22 protein-coding genes and 1 pseudogene are annotated in these 18,840 nt (G+C 61.5%); 9 read left to right on the forward strand and 14 right to left on the reverse strand.

Annotated features, from left to right (window positions below):
• The first annotated feature begins 24 nt into the window (after positions 1-24).
• From J6497_RS30855 to J6497_RS30870, 4 genes are all read left to right on the forward strand, one after another.
• Complete coding sequence (locus J6497_RS30855) at positions 25-1,680, forward strand: FAD-dependent oxidoreductase (RefSeq protein WP_225708010.1); 1,656 nt, start codon at positions 25-27, stop codon at positions 1,678-1,680.
• 438 nt (positions 1,681-2,118) lie between these two features.
• Positions 2,119-2,844, forward strand: coding sequence for a hypothetical protein (locus J6497_RS30860; RefSeq protein ID WP_225708011.1), 726 nt, complete (start codon positions 2,119-2,121; stop codon positions 2,842-2,844).
• Positions 2,759-3,043 carry an integrase core domain-containing protein gene (locus tag J6497_RS42165; protein ID WP_225708012.1) on the forward strand — a complete coding sequence of 95 codons (285 nt, stop codon included), beginning with the start codon at positions 2,759-2,761 and terminating at the stop codon, positions 3,041-3,043. Before J6497_RS30860 ends, J6497_RS42165 begins: the two co-directional genes overlap by 86 nt.
• Positions 3,044-3,644: 601 nt before the next feature.
• Positions 3,645-3,806 (forward strand): recombinase family protein, encoded by a 162-nt coding sequence (locus J6497_RS30870; RefSeq protein ID WP_225708041.1) that lies wholly within the window; start codon positions 3,645-3,647, stop codon positions 3,804-3,806.
• 170 nt (positions 3,807-3,976) lie between these two features.
• Here the strand turns inward: J6497_RS30870 and J6497_RS30875 are convergent, their stop codons facing one another.
• From J6497_RS30875 to J6497_RS30900, 6 genes are all read right to left on the reverse strand, one after another.
• The gene (locus J6497_RS30875) at positions 3,977-4,945 is read right to left on the reverse strand and encodes a Bug family tripartite tricarboxylate transporter substrate binding protein (RefSeq protein WP_225708013.1); all 969 of its coding nucleotides are present in this window, start codon (positions 4,943-4,945) and stop codon (positions 3,977-3,979) included.
• Between the two features lie 152 nt (positions 4,946-5,097).
• Entirely contained in the window at positions 5,098-5,868 is a 771-nt protein-coding gene (locus tag J6497_RS30880) for an IclR family transcriptional regulator (RefSeq protein WP_225708014.1), read from the reverse strand.
• A gap of 30 nt (positions 5,869-5,898) precedes the next feature.
• Positions 5,899-7,095, reverse strand: coding sequence for an FAD-dependent monooxygenase (locus J6497_RS30885; RefSeq protein WP_225708015.1), 1,197 nt, complete (start codon positions 7,093-7,095; stop codon positions 5,899-5,901).
• A 28-nt stretch (positions 7,096-7,123) separates the two neighbouring features.
• Complete coding sequence (locus J6497_RS30890) at positions 7,124-8,620, reverse strand: tripartite tricarboxylate transporter permease (RefSeq protein ID WP_225708016.1); 1,497 nt, start codon at positions 8,618-8,620, stop codon at positions 7,124-7,126.
• Positions 8,620-9,072: a tripartite tricarboxylate transporter TctB family protein gene (locus tag J6497_RS30895; RefSeq protein WP_225708017.1), complete on the reverse strand. Its 453-nt coding sequence runs from the start codon at positions 9,070-9,072 to the stop codon at positions 8,620-8,622. Before J6497_RS30895 ends, J6497_RS30890 begins: the two co-directional genes overlap by 1 nt.
• A 21-nt stretch (positions 9,073-9,093) precedes the next feature.
• Positions 9,094-10,227 carry a Bug family tripartite tricarboxylate transporter substrate binding protein gene (locus J6497_RS30900; RefSeq protein WP_225708018.1) on the reverse strand — a complete coding sequence of 378 codons (1,134 nt, stop codon included), beginning with the start codon at positions 10,225-10,227 and terminating at the stop codon, positions 9,094-9,096.
• Between J6497_RS30900 and J6497_RS30905 the strand changes: the two genes are divergently transcribed.
• Both J6497_RS30905 and J6497_RS30910 read left to right on the forward strand, forming a co-directional pair.
• Positions 10,219-11,394 (forward strand): FAD-dependent monooxygenase, encoded by a 1,176-nt coding sequence (locus tag J6497_RS30905; RefSeq protein ID WP_225708019.1) that lies wholly within the window; start codon positions 10,219-10,221, stop codon positions 11,392-11,394. The two genes, J6497_RS30900 and J6497_RS30905, sit on opposite strands and share 9 nt — an antisense overlap.
• 36 nt (positions 11,395-11,430) lie before the next feature.
• Positions 11,431-12,018, forward strand: coding sequence for a VOC family protein (locus tag J6497_RS30910; RefSeq protein ID WP_225708020.1), 588 nt, complete (start codon positions 11,431-11,433; stop codon positions 12,016-12,018).
• Here the strand turns inward: J6497_RS30910 and J6497_RS42170 are convergent.
• Entirely contained in the window at positions 11,936-12,130 is a 195-nt protein-coding gene (locus J6497_RS42170; protein ID WP_376708296.1) for an integrase core domain-containing protein, read from the reverse strand. The genes J6497_RS30910 and J6497_RS42170 overlap by 83 nt on opposite strands.
• A 23-nt stretch (positions 12,131-12,153) precedes the next feature.
• Positions 12,154-12,618: a transposase gene (locus J6497_RS30920; RefSeq protein WP_225708022.1), complete on the reverse strand. Its 465-nt coding sequence runs from the start codon at positions 12,616-12,618 to the stop codon at positions 12,154-12,156.
• 50 nt (positions 12,619-12,668) lie between these two features.
• Between J6497_RS30920 and J6497_RS30925 the strand changes: the two genes are divergently transcribed.
• Positions 12,669-12,854, forward strand: a complete 186-nt coding sequence (locus J6497_RS30925) for a hypothetical protein (RefSeq protein WP_225708023.1) — start codon at positions 12,669-12,671, stop codon at positions 12,852-12,854.
• 194 nt (positions 12,855-13,048) lie between these two features.
• Here J6497_RS30925 and J6497_RS30930 read toward each other — a convergent pair whose 3' ends face one another.
• Positions 13,049-13,339, reverse strand: coding sequence for a hypothetical protein (locus J6497_RS30930; RefSeq protein ID WP_225708024.1), 291 nt, complete (start codon positions 13,337-13,339; stop codon positions 13,049-13,051).
• Positions 13,340-13,843: 504 nt separating this feature from the next.
• Between J6497_RS30930 and J6497_RS30935 the strand changes: the two are divergent.
• Both J6497_RS30935 and J6497_RS30940 read left to right on the forward strand, forming a co-directional pair.
• Positions 13,844-13,933 (forward strand): annotated as a pseudogene (locus J6497_RS30935) (RidA family protein); the annotation flags it as partial.
• 146 nt (positions 13,934-14,079) lie between these two features.
• Positions 14,080-14,940 carry an alpha/beta hydrolase gene (locus tag J6497_RS30940; RefSeq protein ID WP_225708025.1) on the forward strand — a complete coding sequence of 287 codons (861 nt, stop codon included), beginning with the start codon at positions 14,080-14,082 and terminating at the stop codon, positions 14,938-14,940.
• 104 nt (positions 14,941-15,044) lie between these two features.
• On the opposite strand, the gene J6497_RS30945 is transcribed toward J6497_RS30940, so the two are convergent.
• The 5 genes from J6497_RS30945 to J6497_RS30965 are packed head-to-tail and all read right to left on the reverse strand — an operon-like array spanning position 15,045 to position 18,782.
• A complete protein-coding gene (locus tag J6497_RS30945) occupies positions 15,045-15,395 on the reverse strand; it encodes a Rieske (2Fe-2S) protein (protein WP_225708026.1) in 351 nt (116 codons plus the stop codon).
• On the reverse strand, positions 15,388-16,092 hold the full coding sequence (locus J6497_RS30950) for an ABC transporter ATP-binding protein (RefSeq protein WP_225708027.1): 705 nt from the start codon (positions 16,090-16,092) through the stop codon (positions 15,388-15,390). Before J6497_RS30950 ends, J6497_RS30945 begins: the two co-directional genes overlap by 8 nt.
• The gene (locus J6497_RS30955; protein WP_225708028.1) at positions 16,085-16,867 is read right to left on the reverse strand and encodes an ABC transporter ATP-binding protein; all 783 of its coding nucleotides are present in this window, start codon (positions 16,865-16,867) and stop codon (positions 16,085-16,087) included. The genes J6497_RS30950 and J6497_RS30955 overlap by 8 nt, the downstream gene beginning before the upstream one ends.
• Positions 16,867-17,913, reverse strand: a complete 1,047-nt coding sequence (locus J6497_RS30960; RefSeq protein WP_225708029.1) for a branched-chain amino acid ABC transporter permease — start codon at positions 17,911-17,913, stop codon at positions 16,867-16,869. Before J6497_RS30960 ends, J6497_RS30955 begins: the two co-directional genes overlap by 1 nt.
• Complete coding sequence (locus J6497_RS30965) at positions 17,910-18,782, reverse strand: branched-chain amino acid ABC transporter permease (RefSeq protein WP_225708030.1); 873 nt, start codon at positions 18,780-18,782, stop codon at positions 17,910-17,912. Before J6497_RS30965 ends, J6497_RS30960 begins: the two co-directional genes overlap by 4 nt.
• Positions 18,783-18,840: the final 58 nt, after the last annotated feature.

Consider the following 18,840-nt stretch of genomic DNA (forward strand, 5'->3'; position numbering starts at 1 on the left):
ACAGTCGCGCGTGGAGACAGACAAATGACCAGGCGGCTGCATGCCGATGTCGTGGTGGTTGGCGCGGGCCCGGTCGGGTTGACCTTGGCCATTGATCTGGCCTGGCGCGGCGTCGACGTCATCGTGCTGGAGTCGCGCGCCTTAGGTGAGGCGCCCAGCGTCAAGTCGAACCACGTCTCGGCACGTTCGATGGAAATCTTCCGCCGTCTCGGCGTGGCGCAGAAGGTGCGCGACGCCGGATTGCCGGCGGATTATCCCAACGACGTGGTCTATCGCACCAGTTTTCTCGGCCGCGAAATCACACGCATTAAAATTCCGTGCCGCACCGAGCGTTACACAGCCAAAGACGGGCCGGATACCTGGTGGCCGACGCCGGAACCGCCGCACCGTATCAATCAGATCTATCTCGAACCGGTATTGTTCGCCCATCTGTCGGCAATGCCGAGCGCACGCATCTTCAACGGCACGACACTGGTCGATTTCACTCAAGGCGCGGAAGGAGTCACTGCCTTCGCCACCGAGAACGGCGGCGAGATGGAGATTTCCTGCAAGTTCCTGATCGGCTGCGATGGCGGCCGCTCATTGGTGCGCAAGAAGATCGGTTCGACGTTGAGCGGCGACGTCGCCTTGCAGCACGTGCAGTCGAGCTACATTCGCGCGCCAAAGCTGCTCGATATGCTGCTGGAACAAGGGGGCACTCCGGCATGGGGCTCCTTCGCACTGAATGCGCGGCAATCCGGCAACGTCTACGCCATCGACGGCAAGCAGAACTGGCTCGTGCATGTCTACCTCAAGCCAGGGATCACGGACTTTGAGGCGATCGACCGCGACGCCGCGATACGCACCGTGCTCGGAGTTGGCCGCGATTTCCAATATGAACTGCTCAGCAAGGAAGACTGGATTGGACGCCGCCTGATCGTCGACAAGGTGCGCGATGGCAAGGTGTTCATCTGCGGCGATGCCTGCCATCTCTGGGTGCCCTACGCCGGCTACGGCATGAATGCCGGCATTGCGGACGCCGCCAACCTGAGCTGGTTATTGGCGGCGCGGCTCGAAGGTTGGGGCGGCGATGAAATGCTGGCGGCCTATGCGGCCGAGCGGCTGCCGATCACCGATCAGGTTTCGCATTTTGCGATGGACCATGCGCATGCAATGGCCAAAGCGCGAATATCGGTGAGCGACGAAATCGAGGCCGACGGACCGCAGGCCGATGCCTATCGCGCCGCGGTCGGCAAAGCGACCTATGACCTCAATGTGCAGCAATATTGCTGCGCGGGGTTGAACTTTGGCTATTACTATCAGGGATCGCCGATCATCGTTTACGATGGTGAAGCTGCGCCTCCCTACACGATGGGAGAATTCACACCGTCGACAGTTCCGGGCGCCCGACTCCCCCATGTCTGGCTCGAAGATGGACGTTCGCTTTATGACGCCTTGGGACCATTCTATACGCTACTGCGCCTGGACTCGGACATAGACGTGTCGGGTCTGACAAATGCCGCAGCGACTGCACGCGTTCCGCTGACAGTACTCGATGTATCCGGTCCGGAAGCGGCGAAGTCGTTTGCGCGCAATCTCATATTGGTCCGACCAGACCAACATGTCGCTTGGCGGGGAAACGAACTTTCAATCGATCCCCGGCGACTAGTAGATATCATCCGTGGTGCGGGATCCGAATAGCAAGCCCTGCTTTGCCGAGCTGACGTTCCGCATGAGTTTAGGGACGACCGTTGCTGGAATGGTTGTGCTTCTTCATCGCTGTGTTTACAGAGACGGCCTCCCTTGCTGCTAAGGATATTTCGGGCGCCGGTCCGTGATCAGTTCTTGGGGTGGCACCTAGGCAGCTAATCGGCACTCGTCTTCGATTGCCTCTTGTTACCTCCCGAAGCCCGCTTCAGGAAGCTAGCCAGAGCAGCTTTTCGTGAGTCTCGGTCTAACGCATAAGCAGTCTGCTTGAACTCAATGCCGTCAAGGAGCTGTGTGTACCGAAAACCCAGTCCGAGCTGATGACGTGATGGAATCGCCTAAGCTGGCGGAATGATCGGGCTGTTTTGTTTCGCTCTGGCCGTCCTGGCCTCGCCATTCAAGTCGAAGTTGCGGCTTGAAGCTGAGAACGCGGTGCTTCGACATCAGCTGATTGTCGTGAGGCGCAGGCTGCATGGTCGCGTCCGGCTGACGAACCAGGACCGCTGGTTCCTGATCCAGCTGTATCGCTGGTTTCCGTCAATCCAGGATGTCCTCACCATCATTCGGCCTGAGACGCTCGTGCGTTGGCATCGGGCCGGCTTTCGCCGCTACTGGCGTTGGAAGTCGCGCTCACTGGGAGGGCGGCCGCAGATCGACACCGAGCTGCGCGTATTGATCCGGCAGATGAGCATGGAGAATCCGCTTTGGGGAGCTCCGCGTGTTCATGGCGAACTGCTCAAGCTCGGGTTTGAGGTCGCGCAGTCGAGCGTCGCCAAGTACATGGTGAAGCGACGCTGGCCATCAAACCCGGGATGGCGGACGTTCTTGCGCAACCACGCGCCGGAGATTGCCGCCATGGACCTGTTCGTTGTTCCAACGATCGGTTTCGATCTGCTCTACGCCTTCGTCATCGTCCTGCTCGACCGCAGACACCTCGTCTGGATCAACGTCACGGCAAATCCGACCGCCGAATGGGTGGCACATCAAATCACGGAGGCATTTCCTTGGGATGAGGCGCCGCGTTACCTCATCTGCGATCGGGATCGGATCTATGGCAGCGTGGTTGCGCGCCATGGGCATCCGGGACAAGCCTACCGCACCAGCCTCGCCCTGGCAGAATGGCTTGGCCGAACGGCTGATCGGATCGATCCGGCGTGAGTGTGTGGACCACATTATTGTCTTGGGTGAGATGCATTTGCGTCGGGTCCTGAAATCCTACGCCGACTATTACAATCGCGTCAGAACGCACCGATCCTTGAATACGGATGCGCCGGTCACTCGCCCGATTCAGCGAATCGGAAGCATTGAACCACACGCCATCCTCGGCGGTCTTCACCACCACTACACGCGAGCTTAAGTTTTCGGTACACACAGCGGCACCCAGGCCTGAGTCAACTATCTTCAGGCGTGGTGATGCTGCCCCGTTCGGTCCGTGGCAAGCTCATGTGATTGTCGTCGGCTCCTGCGCATCTCGTGCAGGAGGCGGATCGATTTGTCGCGGATCTCGACGAGCGCGCTCCTGATCTCGGCAATGTCGGCCAGTAATTTGCGCGCCTACAGCGGCGCCTTCACGTCATCTCGCGTAGCCGATCGGCCCAGCGCATCGCGGCCTCCTGCGACAGCGACTGGAGCGGTCGCCGGCGCGCTCCGAAAGTGTGCTCGATGCCGGCCTGATGTTCGTCAGCCCCGAGGCTTCCGTCATTGCCGCAGCTTCCTTCCTATCCACGCGGCTCTCCTGATCCGGCTTCACGCTGACTTCGGCCGCGCACCGGCGGCCGGCTTCTCTTCGCCGCTGCCTTTTTCGCCGGCTTCGAGGGGACCCGGATCGGTGCAAGCTTTCAACAATACACGGAAGCGTATTTAGCATTTTTCTCGAAGGCACCGCAGAAATCAGCCTCGCATGTCCGCCATCCGATACACATAAGGCACCTGGCTGACGCCGAACTGATCAGATCTCGCTGTGCCGCGCGCTCTGCACCCGCGAAGGCCATTGTCCTGGAGGCTATTCGGGCCGCGGAATCTCCGGAGCATCGACCGCAAACCGCGCAGGCTTTCAGCAACTGATGCGCGACGCACGTTCTAAGAAATTTGACGTTGTTGGACCCCATGCAACTAACTAGTCTATCCTGGTGACGAACCGGCCGAGCTCGGGCCCGGCCGCCGCTGCAATAGCCGGACGACGCATGAAAAAATGTGCGACTGGAAGACGGAGCAAGCCGGCTCTTCAACAAGACGGCGAGAAGGTCCCCAATGACTTTGCCACTGCATGGTATGCGAGGCGGCCAGCGTCTCACTGCACAGCGATTTGGCGCTTGGAGATGATGTCTTTGTAGAGTGATGCTTCCTGCGCGATGCGCTCCGCCATCTTCGCGGGACTGCCTCCGACTGGTCCGATGCCGAGCTGGGTCAGCAAATCCTTCATCTCGTGGGATTGGAGGACGACATTGGCCTCCTTGTTCAAGACATCGACGATTGCAGCAGGAGTCCCCGCCGCCGCAGCCAGCCCGCTCCAGGACGTCAGGTTCATACCGGGGTAACCGAGCTCGGTGCAGGTGGGAACGTCGGGCAGCAGCGCGGAGCGGCCGTTGCCGGTCACGAGTAGGCCGTAAGCACGTTTGACCTGGATCTGCGGCGCGGCCGTCGTGATGACTTCGAAAAACACGTCAACCTGTCCGGCGAGGATGTCATTCATCGCGGGACCGCCGCCTCGATATGGGACGTGATTGAATTGCACGCCGAGGAGCGACGAAAAAACCTCCGAAAACACGTGCGGGAAGCTTCCGATGCCGGCAGAAGCGACCGTGACGCGACCGGGCTCCTTCTTGGCGATCTGAACGAGATCGTTCAGGTTCTTGAAGCCGCTCCTTTCGCTCGCAAGCAGGACTGTCGGCGCCTCCGTCAAAGCCGCGATCGGCGCAACATTTGCCACGGGATCGTAGGGTTGCGGCTTGTAGACGTAGGGAGCGATCGTGAAGGAGCTCGTCGTGCCGAGCAGAAGGGTGTAACCGTCGGGCTGAGACCGGACCACGTACTGGGCACCGATTGTCCCGCCTGCGCCAACCTTGTTCTCCAGGATGAAGGGCTGGCCAAGCACTTTCTGAAAATGATTATTCACAACACGGCCAACCGAGTCGGACTGGCCACCAGCCGCGAACGGGCTGATGACGGTTACGGTGTGGCTGGGATAGCGGCTGTCCGCCGCCGCGGGGCCAACGAACGGTGCGAGAAGGCTTGCGGCCAGAAGAGAGCGGCGGTTCATCATTCTGTAATCCTCGCTAGGGCGCGAGTTTTCATCTTGCGCTTCTTGTCTGAAACGTTAGTTGCGGTTTGCTGGGACGACCATCTTTCGAAACCATCGGAAACATTGGAGGCCGTTTATCGCGGCTTCATTCGACGGCAGGTTGCTCCTGATCACTCCTTGCGCTGACCCAAGGCCGACGCGATCCTTGCGGCCGTTTGCCGCAACGATCGCGTCAACGAGCCGTTTGGTGACCGATCGACGAGCGAATGCGGACCAAGCGCCGTGATGCTGCCCGCCAGGCGGTCATCATGATTGAGCACGGGCGCCGACACTGCGGCGTATCCCTCATTCATCTGGCCGATGGAAATGCCAACTCCCGTCTCTCGCACCCGCTTGCGGATGGCTTCCAGATCGACATCCTGCCCTCCGCGCTCGATTAGCTCGCGCTCGAGCACACGCTTGATCTCGTGCTCGGGCATGTATGTCAGGTAGACCGCGCCGGTTGCCGTTGACAGCAGCGGCGATACGTACCCGACGCGCACCGACAGTGGCGACTGGAAGCTTCCATCCAGCTTCAGGACGATCGTAGGGCCCATGTTGCCCCAGATGGATAGGTAAACCGCCAGCGGGATGTCAGCCTGCAGTTCTTCCAGATAGCCACGCGCAACATCAGTGACTTCGAGATGCCGCAGCCCCGCCAGTCCGAGCTGCACGGCGTACGGGCCAAGCCCGTAGCGAAGCGTGATCGGATCCTGGACCGCGAGACCGAGCCGGCAATAGCTCACCAGGTAGAGATGCGCACTGCTGGTCGGCATGTCTGCGGCTTCAGCAAGCGCCTTCAACGAAAGCTTGCCCGGAGCGACCTCCAGCGCGCGGATCAGCCGAAAGCCGACCTCGACCGATTGGATTCCGCGCTGGCGCGATTTTAACGGTTTGTCCATCGTCTCCGGCTCGCACCCCAAGGTGCTGAATTAAATGGCAGCGCGGACGGCACTGTACTCGAACAGCCAATCGTAGCGCGCCTTTACCCGGTTTTCCTGCCACTCACGATCCACGTAGGCCTGGGCTCCGGCGGCCTCCGCCAGCGTTGGATTGTGGAAGCGCTTTGCATTGTCTGCCGAGCCACGCACGATCTTTGTGGTTCGCTCGATACGCGCAGCTTCATAGTGCTGAAGGGCCGTCGGCGCTGTATCGTATTTTTCGAGACACCGCGCAAGTATGAGCCCGTCCTCGAGGGCCATGTTGGCGCCCTGCGCCAGGAATGGCAGCGTCGGATGGCAGGCGTCGCCCAGCAAGGTGACGCAGCCGTTCGTCCAGTTTGGCAACGGATCGCGACCGATCAGCGCCCATTTGTACGGCGTGCCGATATTGCCGATGATCTCATGAATGTCCGGGTGCCAATCCCTGAAATCGGCCGAACATTCCGTCCGCGACCCGGCGTCAGTCCAGGACTCCCCCTTCCAGTCGTCGCGCTCCACGATTCCCACGAAGTTGAGAAGCTCGCCGCGCCGAAGCGGATACATGACGACGTGACCGCCCGGACCGATCCAGTTGGTACCGACCGGCGCCCGCAGGCGTTCCGGAAGCCGCTGCATCGGAACGAGCCCCCGCCAGGCCATGCAGCCCGTGAACTGCGGGCGATCCGGCCCAAACAGCGCCTGACGGATCGCCGAATGCACGCCGTCGGCGCCAACCAGGGCATCTGCAGTGGATGACGATCCGTCGGCGAAAAGAACGGTCACCCCGTCATCGAACTGGCGAAAGCCGGTGCAGCGCGCGCCGGTCTTGATCGCGTTCCGGTTTTGCTTCCGCACGGCCTCGAACAGAAGGCTGTGCAGATCGGCCCGGTGAATCATCAGATACGGATAACCGTAGCGTTCGACCGACGTCGCGCCGAGATCGAACAATTTCCAGGTCTGTCCCGTGCTCCAGAGCCGGATCTGCTTTCCGGTCGGCTCGCAGGAGATCTGCTTTGCTGTCTCGAGAACGCCAAGCTGGTCCAGAACCTCGGTGCCGTTGGCGCTGATCTGCAGTCCTGCGCCGATTTCCGCCAGGGCCGGCGCCTGCTCGTAGACCTTGACGTCAAAGCCACGCTTAAGCAGCGCGAGTGCCGCCGCCAGGCCACCAATGCCTGCCCCTGCGATCGCGATGCTGACTTGATTGCTCACTATGTATTCTTCCTTATTGCCGAGGTTCCTACTCCTGGAACGCCTCTTCTCTCGTCTTCTGAATGCTCGGGATGATGGTCAGTGCGAGGAGCCCCAGCGCGGCGGCGATCAGAACTGCGGAGATTGGCCGCTGGATCAGGATCAGCGGGTCGCCATCAGACAGCAGCATCGAACGCCGAAGGTTTTCTTCCATGAGAGGACCGAGCACAAAGCCAAGCAGGAACGGCGCACATTCGCAACCGAGCTTCGCAGCCAGATATCCGAGCAGAGTGAAGCCGGCGGTCAGCAGCACCGCGACATAAGAGTTCGCGACGCTGTAGACCCCCACGCAGCAGAATACGAGAATGCCCGGAAACAGCCATCGATATGGAATCCGCAAGAGCTTCACCCACAGGCCGATCAGAGGCAGGTTGATGATGATCAGCATGAGATTGCCGACCCACATGCTGGCGACCAGCCCCCAGAATAGGGTCGGCTCCTTCACCATCACGGCGGTGCCCGGCGCAATTCCCTTGATGATCATCGCTCCCATGAGAAGCGCGATCACCGGATTGGAGGGAATGCCAAGGGTCAGAAGCGGAATGAACGACGTCTGTGCGCCGGCGTTGTTGGCCGACTCGGGACCGGCCACACCCTGAATTGCCCCCTTGCCGAAGGCCGAGGGGTTGTTGCTGATGCGCTTTTCGAGCGTGTAGGACGCGAACGACGAGAGGATCGCGCCGCCACCTGGCAGAATGCCGAGCACCGAGCCGAGAACGGTGCCACGGATGATCGCCGGCCATGCTTCCCGCATCTCGCTGCGGCTGGGCCACAATCTGCCGATGGTCGAGATTTGGCGCTGCTCGTCCTTCTGCTCGAGGTTGCGGAGAATCTCGGCGAGCCCGAAGAGGCCCATCGCAACCGTGACGAAATCGATGCCGTCGAACAGCTCCGAGACCCCGAAGGTGAAGCGCATCGTTCCGCTGGTCACGTCGGTACCGACGAGGCCGAACGACAATCCAAGCACGATCATCGCGAGCGCCTTGGTGACCGAACCATGCGCGAGCACCACTGCCGCAACCAAGCCGAACAGCATCAGCGCGAAATATTCGGGAGACTGAAATCGCTGGGACACGCTGGCCAGCGCCGGCGCAAATGCCGCGATGAACAGAATTCCGACACAGCCGGCGAAGAACGAGCCAATGGCCGCGATCGCGAGCGCGCTGCCCGCTCTGCCATTGCGGGCCATCTGATAGCCGTCAAGGCAGGTGACCACGGACGAGGATTCACCGGGCATGTTGACCAGGATTGCCGTCGTCGATCCGCCGTACTGAGCGCCGTAATAGATGCCAGCGAGCATGATGAGCGAGCTCAGCGCGTTCAGTTCGAACGTGATCGGCAGAAGCATCGCGATCGTCGCCAGCGGTCCAATTCCCGGGAGCACGCCGATCAGGGTCCCGAGCAAGGCGCCGATCAGGCAGAAGCCGAGATTTTGAAGCGTGACCGCCGCCGCAAAGCCGATCTCGAGGTTGTGAATCATGTCCACTAGCTCGCTCCCCACACGGCGATCGGCTGGCCGAGAACATAGACGAACAGCACGGCTGCAAAGATGGTCATCCCGACAGCCATCGCGGACAGACGAAGCCAGGGGACCTTGCCCCGGTAGGCGATGCCGCCGAGCATCACGACGAGAAAGGTGCTGACGGCAAGGCCTGCCTTGCTGATCAGGAGAGCAAAGAGCACCAGCGCGGCGATAATGCAGACGACGGGACGCCAGTGGCCGGGCTCGATGGCGGGGCCGGCCACGGATAGACCGCCGATCAGAATGATAAGGCCGAGAAGGGCCAGCGCGATCCCCAGCAGCACAGGCATGAAGCCCGGTCCCATCGCGGCGGGACTTCCGACATCATATTGCAGCGCCAGTGTTGCCTCGAAGACGCCGCAGGCGAGGAAGAAGACGCCCGCCCAGAAATTCTGCTGGCTCTTGATACGGAGCATACGCCCCTCCCCGACAGGCAATTATTGCTTTTCGATGGTGGCAGCCTTCGCGATTTCGCCGTAGCGGGCGACGTCGCGCTTGATGAAGTCGGCAAATTTATCAACGCTGCCACCCACCATGTCGTATCCAAGATCGGCGAAGCGCTTCTGGAAGGCCGGGTCTTTGATGACGTCCTGGATGTCATGATTGATGGCTTCGCGCACGTTCTTCGGCGTTGCGCCGGGGGCCATGACGCCCACGTAGCCCGAGTTGTTGTAGTTCGGCAGGCCGGCCTCCGCCATTGTCGGGATGTCCGGCAAGACGCTCACTCTCTTGCTGCTCGTCACCGCTAGGGGAATCAGCTGCCCTTCCTTGATCGGCTCCATCGCACCGGGCGTGTCGCTGCAATAAATTCCGATCTCATCGCCCAGCAGCGCCGCCAAAGCGGGCGATACGCCCTTGTAGGGAATATGGGTCAGCTTGATGCCGGCCTCGATCTGCAGCAACTCCATGCAGAAGTGATGCGCGCTGCCTTTGCCGACCGAGGCATATTGCAGCGGCTGTTTGCTGGCCTTCGCGCGCTCGATCAGCTCCTGCAGCGTCTTGATGTTCATCTTCGGCCGCACCACCAGGACATTGGGCGAAGCCGCGAGGTAGCTGACTGCCGCGAGATCCTTTTCCGTATCGTAAGGCAGCGACTTGTAGACGCTCGGATTGACCGAAATGGATGTCGAGGCCAGCAGCAGCTTCTGGCCGTCCGGCTTCGACTGGGCAATCGCCGTCGCGGCCAGAATGTTGCCGGCACCGGGCTTGTTGTCGACCAGGACCGGCACGCCCCACAGCTTCTCCAGACCCCGGCCAAGCTCGCGCGCAACCTGATCGACCGTACCGCCTGCTGCGAACGGCGCCACGATAGTCACGGGACCATTCGGTTTGAATTCGGCCGCTGAGGCCGGCGCCGCTGTGGCCATCCCCAGCAGGGACAGCCACGAAATCGAAGTGATCAACCAGCGCTTCAGCCCCATGGACGCCTCCCAACGGTTGTAATTTACCTGAAAAATGGCACCTCCAATTGCTATTGTCAAATTCAATCCGATAATGTCTAATTTATACCGGCGCAGAAGAGCAGCCCTCGAAAGAGAGAAACGGGCCAGGGAGAGAAAACGTTGGGACATCGTGCGAAGCGCATCGCCATCGTCGGAGGCGGGATTGGCGGCATGACAGCAGCCGCGGCCCTGTATCAGCGGGGCTTCGAAGTGACCGTCTACGAGCGTGCAGCCAGCCTCGGCGAGGTGGGTTTCGGCCTCCAGCTTGGTCCAAACGCGGTCAAGGTTGCGCGTACCATTGGGATCTTCGATGAATTGAAGCGGTTCGCGGTCCAGCCATCCGCCATGGTGTCGCTGAAGTGGGACACGGCCGAGCTTCGCTATCGCAATTCCTGGGACCGGATGCAGCGACGGTTCGGCGCACCCTACATGATGGCGCACCGCCCCGACCTCCACGACGCCCTGATCGCCAAAGTGCCGGCGAACGCGATACATCTAAACAAGACTTGTGCGAGCATCACAAACAGCAAGGACGGCGCGACAGCCACATTCGCCGACGGAACGCAGATCGAGGCCGACGCCATTGTCGGAGCCGACGGCATTCATTCGGTCGTGCGAAAGGCACTATTCGGTGAAAGCATCGCGCGCTTTACCAATCAGATCTGCTGGCGCGCCATGGTCCCGATGGAAGACGCGCCATCGCAAGTCGGCCCGGCCGGCGCCGTGGCGCTGAAGACGACGGACTATATCGGCTGGATCGGGCCGACCGGCCACGTCATCTGCTATCCGGTCCGCGGTGGCAAATACATGAACATCTTCGCCGGCCGTGTCTCCGAACAATGGGCCGACGAATCCTGGTCAATTCTGTCAAGCGTGGACGAGATGCTGCAGGCCTATGCAGGCTGGAACGACGCATTGCTCGGCATGTTTCGGAAGATCAAGAGCTGCTACCGCTGGGGCATCTACGATCGGGAGCCGCTCGAAACCTGGGTCAATGGAAGAATCGGTCTTGTCGGCGATGCCGCTCATCCCATGATGCCGACGCTCGCTCAAGGAGCTGCGCAATCGATGGAAGATGGACTGGCGATTGCGAGGATTCTGGCCGACCACAAGGATGATCTCGCCTCCGGGCTAAAGGCATACGACCGCGAACGGCAGCCCAGGGGCCGGAAGGTTCAGCTACAGGCGCGCGAACAGTTCAACAACAATCGCAAGCCTGTCGCGCCGCCGCCCATTAGCACCGATTGGATCTACGGCTATGATGCCGACACCGGTGAAACGAAGATTGCCGACTAGGATGCGGTACTCGACAGATCCGCGACGGAGTTCGCCATGGAGCTGAAATCGCTTGGATACATCGGCGTGCAGTCTGCCCGGCTGGACGACTGGAGCACGCTTGCGACCCGCTTGTTCGGCATGCAGCAGGTGGATCAAAGCGTCAGGACGCGCGCGTTCCGAATGGATGACCGAAAGCAGCGCTTTGTGGTCACTAACAGCGTCGAAGAATCTCTCGGCTTTTTGGGCTGGGAGGTCGAAAGCCAATGTGACCTGCAAACGCTGGCGGCGCGGCTTGAAGCGAACGGCGTATCGGTCACCGCCTGCAGCGCGGCCCTGTCTGACGAGCGGCATGTCACCGAGCTGATTTCATTCAACGATCCCGGCGGTCACCGCATCGAGGTCTTTTGGCGGCCGCGTCTCGCCGATACGGCGTTTGTGCCGGGCCGCCCTATCTCCGGATTTCGAACGGGTCCGCTCGGGATGGGACATGCCGTGCTCAACGTCAAGGACGTCGCCCCGATGCTTCCCTTCTACCGCGATCTCCTGGTGTACCGAAAATTTAAGCTCGCGTGTAGTGATGGTGAAGACCGCCGAGGATGGCGTGTGATTGGATGCTTCCGATTCGCTGAATCGGGCGAGTGACGGGCGCATCATTATTCAAGGATCGGTGCGTTCGGACGCGATTGTAATAGTCGGCGTAGGATTTTAGGACCCGACGCAAATGCATCTCGCCCAAGACAATGATGTGGTCCACACATTCACGCCGGATCGATCCGATCAGCCGTTCGGCCAAGCCATTCTGCCAGGGCGGGCTGGTGCAGTAGGCCTGTCGCGGATGCCCATGGCGCGCAATCGGCGCGTAACGAGGCTGCCATAGATGTGGTCACGATCGCGAATGAGGTATTTTGGAGCCTGATCCCAAGGAAAGGCCTCGGTGATCTGACGTGCAACCCATTCCGCCGTCGGATTCTTTGTGACGTTGATCCAGGCCAAGTTTCTGCGGTCCAGTCGGATGATGACGAAGGCATAGAACAGGTCGAAACCGATCGTCGGAACCACGAACAAGTCCATGGCGGCGATGTCCGGCGCGTGGTTACGCAAGAAGGTCTGCCATCCCTGGCTTGGTGGGCTTCGACGCTTGACCATGTACTTGGCAACGCTCGATTGCGCGACCTCGAACCCAAGCTTGAGCAGTTCGCCATGAATACGCGGTGCTCCCCAAAGCGAATTATCGATGCTCATTTGCCGGATCAGTGCCCGCAATTCAGTATCGATCGGCGGTCGCCCTCCCCGTGGGCGCGACCTCCGGCGCCAGTGGCGGCGAAGCCGGCCCGGTGCCAACGCGCGAGCGTCTCGGGCCGGATGATCGTGAGGACCTGCAAGATCGATGGAAACCAGCGATAGAGCTGAATGAAGAACCAGCGATCATTGCTCGTGAGCCGGACGCGACCATGCGCCTGCTCAAGATAATCAATTGATGTCGGAGCGCCGCATTCTCTGCTTCAAGCCGGCTCTTCCACCTGAGAGGCGAAGCCAAGACGGCCAGTACGAAACACAGCAGCCCGATCATTCTTCCAGCTTAGGCGATTCCGTCACCTCATCAACTCGGATAAAGTTTTCGGTAGACACAGCAGTGTTAGGAGCCTACGAAACGATGATTTCGCAGCGGAGATCAATGCTTCGATTCGAGGATGACGACGACCCCAGTCGGTTCGGGTTCGTGCGCTGCCAGTTTGGTCTGATCCGCGTCACTCCAAGAAGCAAGATTCACAATCTTGCCGCTTTGGGTATCTCCTTCGGAGGCTTCTTCGGGTTCCAGAACGTTAAGCCCACTGCTGTCGAGAAAGAATGTATGCTCGCCAAACATGCTGTTAAGTTGAGGCACCACCGGATGATCATCAGGGAGAGCCTTGGCGTCGAATTGGCTCAAGGTTCGTTCTACCTGTGCTGAATTCAATTTCATGGCTCACTCCTTTTCGGTAATATTGGCATTTTCAGCATTGGTGCTTTGAAGGAGGTGTTACACCTGACAAACGGATCGCACGCGACCACTGTCCCGTGGCATTCCAAAATGGTCAGAAGCCTCAAATCTGATCACTCTCGCTTCCACACCAAAGGTGTCCCCGGCGCTGATGTGCCTCTGTACTTAAGTCGCTAACCGGATGACGGTTGCAATGTTCCGGAGACAAATCGAATAGTGAACCGACGGTTCAACGCACCACGTTATGATGAGATGAACGGAGGCTCGGCTTTGATCAGAAGCCAAAACCTCCTTCATCAGTGCCGGTGGGCCGTTGATGACGCGCCTCTGCCGTCCGTCCCGCCAAGATTTCTTGCCAGATCTTGTACGTGCGGTCGATGGCTTGGTTCAGCACGGCATCTTCCACAACATCACATAACCTGACGGACACGGCCCTGACTTCGGCACCCGTTGCGACGCGGCCGTTCCCCGACCCCTCGGCTAGGGCGGCTCCCCGCGCGCGCCTGCGTCGGCGTGACAGGTCTTGCCTACGATGCTTTGATCGAAATCGATTTGATCTGTCGGCGACCTGATTGAGGCACGACTATGCCGGCCGCGAGCGAACACCAAAGGAGCAAAAGAATGCTTCTCCGCTCGAAACCGCGTATCGCCAGGTCCGGGCATGTCCTGCGCTCGCACTCTGTCACACGCGACGGGCTATCGCCCGCAGCTTTGGAGACTCCATGGTAGATGACACCCTCTCGACGCCTCGGCCGCTCGATCCCCGCGCCAAATGGACCGAATTGTCCCGAGCGGAACGCGACGCCGCCTATGACAACAACGCGGCCGTCAAGAACAGCGCGGCCCTGATCGCCGAGCGCGACGAAGCTTCTGGCCGGCTGCGGAAGAGCCTGACGTCGCATCTCGATCTGGCTTACGGCGAGCGGGCGAACAACAAGATTGACCTCTACCCCGCCCGCAAGCATGATGCGCCGTGCCTGGTCTTCCTGCATGGCGGCTATTGGCAGCGCAATTCCCGCGAGCTGTTCGCGATGCTCGTCGAAGGCGTCGCCGCACATGGCTGGTCGGTCGCCATTCCCGGATATTCGCTGGCGCCCGAGGTGTCCCTGACCGGCATCGTCGCCGAAATCCCGCGTGCGCTCGACTGGCTTGCCGCGCACGGCGCATCCTGCGGCGTCGCCGGACCGGTCGTCCTGTCGGGTTGGTCCGCAGGCGCCCACCTCGTTGCGACGGCGCTGGACCATCCAAGCGTCCACGCCGGGCTGGCGATATCAGGCGTCTACGATCTCGCGCCGATCCGCGATACCGGGCTGAACAACGCGCTGAAGCTGACGGACGAGGAGATTGCCAGGCTTTCGCCACTTCGCCTGCCCGTGGCGCCAAAACGGCTCGATATCGCCTATGGCGGCAGCGAGCTCCCGGCACTCGTGTACGATTCAATCAATTTCCACGAAAAACGCACTGCTGCGCAGGCGCCAGGCAAGCTCATTCCGGTCGCAGGCGCCGACCATTTCACCATCCTCGAGGCGCTCCGCCGCCCTGACGGCATCCTGGTCGACGCTGCCCGCCGATTGCTGGACTAAAAAAGCTCGAAAGCAACCCCATACAAAGATAGACGGCGCCAGCTGGATCCAGGACCGCGCCGCGAATGCCTTACACATCGGGCAAAACAACCGGCACTATGTCATCATCGCCGCGGTTGTCGCCCCTGTGCCTCAATCCAGACCTGCTCTTCCGTGACCCGGGCCGGATAGAGCCGCAACGGCGGACTTGGCCAGCCTGAAGAGATCCGCCCGTCGCGCAAATCGAACGATGCCGCATGGCGTGGGCAGAACAGCCGTCCCGCCACGACCTGTCCAAGTCCGAGATCCGCCTGTTCGTGGGGACACGCGCGTTCGCATGCGACGACATCGCCCTCGTTCCAGATCACGAGCATGTCGAGCCCGGCGACGCTGACGATCGTCTCTGCCTTCAGCCGGCCGATGTCACAGACCGGAATCCACCCTGGCTCGCCCGCGCGGACAGCCGGATCATCCACCGAGATAGGCCTTCCGCACGTGCTCGTTCTCGATCAGCTCGGCGCCGGGCCCGGACAGCACGATGCGGCCGTTCTCGAGCAAATAGGCGTGGTCGCACATCTCGAGCGCGGCAAACGCATTCTGCTCGACCAGGAGCACCGTGGTGCCGGCATCGCGAATGCTGCGGATGATCGCAAAGGTCCGCTCGACGATGTTGGGAGCGAGCCCAAGCGACGGTTCGTCGAACATGATCAGCCGCGGCCGCGACATCAGCGCCCGTCCGATCGCGAGCATCTGCTGCTCCCCGCCGGACAGCGTGCCCGCCGCTTGCCGCCGCCGTTCGGCGAGCCGCGGAAACTCCGTGTAGATGCGATCGCGATCGGCCGCGATCTCACTCGGACCGCTTCGGAGGTAAGCCCCCATGTCGAGATTTTCCTCGACGCTCATGTGCGGAAACACCCGCCTCCCTTCCGGGCAATGCGCGATTCCGCTCGCCAGCACGCGGGGTGGCCTGGCCCCGGTAATGTCGATGCCCTCGAAGCGCATCTGGCCCGAGCGCGGCGGCACCAGTCCCGAGATGGCGCGCAACGTCGTGCTTTTGCCGGCGCCGTTGGCGCCGATCAGCGCGACCAGTTGGCCGGCCTTCACGTCCAGCGAGATGCCGCGCAGCGCAGCGACGCCGCCGTACCCGCACACCATGTCGCGGACCTCAAGCACGTCCCGCTCCATGTCCGAGATAGGCCTCGATCACCGCCGGATCGTTGCGGATCATTTCGGGAGTTCCCTCGGCGATGATGCGGCCGTAGTTCAGCACCACGATGCGGTCCGAGACAGTCATCACCATCGGCATATCGTGCTCGACCAGCAGGATCGTGATGCCGCGGCCGCGGATGTCCCGGATGAGCTCGACGAAACGGTGGGTCTCCGAGGCATTCATGCCCGAGACGGGTTCGTCGAGCAGCAGCATCGTGGGCTCTGCCGCGAGCGCCAGCGCCACGCCCACCAGACGCTGCTCACCGTAGGAGAGCGAGCCGGCAGCATCATGCGCACGGCGTTCGAGACCGACCCATTCGATCAGGTCGCTCGCGCGCTTCCGCAGCTTGCGCTCGGAGGCACGCGCGCCCGGCAGCCCGAGGATGGCATCAAGCAACCGGATCCTGCCCTGGCGATGCAGCCCGATCAGGAGATTGTCGTAGACGGTGTCGTTGGGAAAAACGCTGGTGCGCTGGAAGGTCCGGATCAACCCGAGATCCGCAATCTGGTGCGGCTTCAATCCATTGAGCGCGGTATCGCGATAAGTGACGCGCCCTGCGCTCGGCTCGATGAAACCAGTCATGACGTTGAAGGCGGTGGTCTTGCCGGCGCCGTTCGGCCCGATCAGGCTGACGATCTCACCCTCCCCCACGGTGAAGCTCATGTCGGAGATCGCGACGAGCCCGCCGAAACGGACCGCGACCTGCTCGATCGTCATCGCAACCGCGTGCGCCGCCATCACGCCCCCTTCTTGACGCCGGTTTCCGCGAGGGCCACCGGCGCCAGCGCTGCCGCCCCGCTTCGTCTCCTCACCAACCGCTGCGCGAGTGACGGCACAATGCCGCGCGGCAGCACGAACAGGATGGCCATCAGCACGCCGCCATAGGCGATCCACTGCGCTTCCGGCGCCATGATCGGACGCAGGGCGACCGGCAGCAGTCCGAAGATCAGGCCGCCGACGCCAGGACCGGAGAGCGAGCCCTTGCCGCCGCTGATCACCATGATCACCATGGTGACGGTATTGATGAAGGCAAACACTTCGGGATCGATGATCCGGATATAGTGCGCGTAGAGACTGCCGGCCGCACCCGCGATCGCGGCCGAGATCACCGCCGCCAGCGTCAGCGTCTTCGTCACGTCGATGCCGACGGAGACGGCCAGCGTTTCATTCTCCATCAATCCGCGCATCGCGCGGCCGAAATGCGAATGAACGAGGCGCGCGATCAGGAGATAGGCGACAAGACCCACGACCAGCACGAGATAATAGTTCTGCAGCTTGGTACGCAATGTCAGCTCGCCGAAGCCAGCCAAAGGCAGCGCGATGGAGGGAATATTGGTCAGCGCCAGCGGGCCTTGCGTCAGCTCGACCCAGTTCAGCGCAACCAGCCGGACGACCTCGGCAAAGGAGATCGTCACGATGACGAAATAGGCACCGCGGACGCGAAACGAGAGCAGTCCGACAAAATAGCCGCACAGTCCGGCAACTAGGATCGCGAGTGCCAGGCCGACGATGGGCGGCCAGGGCTCGTGAACCAGGCGAGCGCCTCCGGGCAGGCCGATGTCGAAGCCGAGCGATGTCAGCGCGCTGACATAGGCGCCGATGCCGAAGAAGGCGATGTGACCGAGACTGAGCTGGCCGGTGAAGCCGAGCAGCAGGTTGAGACTCATTGCGCCGATGATGAAGATGCCGGTCGTGATCAGCGCGTTCAGCAGATAGGGATCGCGCAGCCAGAGCGGCACCGTGGCAAGGGCTGCGACCGCGAGAACCGTAATGGCTGCCTTCATCCGACGCGCTCCGCGCGTGCGAACAGGCCGGTTGGCCGGAAGATCAGGACCGCGATGATGATCAGGAAGCCCATCGCGTCACGATAACCGGAGGAGACGTAGCCGGCGCCGAGTTCCTCGGCCAATGCCAGGATAAAGCCGCCGACCACGGCACCGGTGATGTTGCCGAGACCGCCCAGGATGACGATCGCGAAGGCCTTGACGGCGGCGAGATCGCCCATTTGCGGGAAGATCACGTAAACTGGCCCGAGCAGAGCTCCCGCAGCGGCGGCCAGGCTGGAGCCGATCGCGAACGTCGAGGTATAGATCAGATCGACATTGACGCCCATCAGCGACGCCGTGTCCTGGTCCTGGAACGTCGCCCGCATCGCGCGGCCGAGGCTCGTCCTGTTGATCAGGAGGTATGTCACGAGAATCAAGAGCGCCGCGGCGGCGAGCACGAACAGGCGCAGCCAGGACACCGACACCGGTCCGAGCACCAGCGGCGCCTCGGGAAACGGCGCTGCCACCGACTTCGCGACGCCGCCCCAGATCCACAGCGTGCCCGACTGCATCGCGATCCAGGCACCGATCATGACCAGCATCGTGGTGTCGATGTCGGAGCCCCGCAGCGGGCGCAGCAGCGTCAGTTCGATGGCTGCGCCGAGCAGCCATCCGGCCAGCACGGCCACGGGGAGCGCGAGAAAGAAGTTCAGCCCGAGCTGTTGCACCACGATGAACATGACGTAGGCGCCGAACGTGTACAGCACGCCGTGCGTGAAGTTCACGACGTTCATGATGCCGAAGATCAGCGTGAGCCCGATGCCGAGCAGCGCATAGGTGCCGCCAAGCACGAGCATGTTGACCAGATGCTGTAGAAACTCGTTCAAATTCTATTCCCGAATGATCCGCATGTCGGCGAGGGCCGCGATACGCCGCCCTCGCCCA

The organism is Bradyrhizobium cenepequi (assembly GCF_020329485.1).
GTDB classification, from domain to species: domain Bacteria; phylum Pseudomonadota; class Alphaproteobacteria; order Rhizobiales; family Xanthobacteraceae; genus Bradyrhizobium; species Bradyrhizobium cenepequi.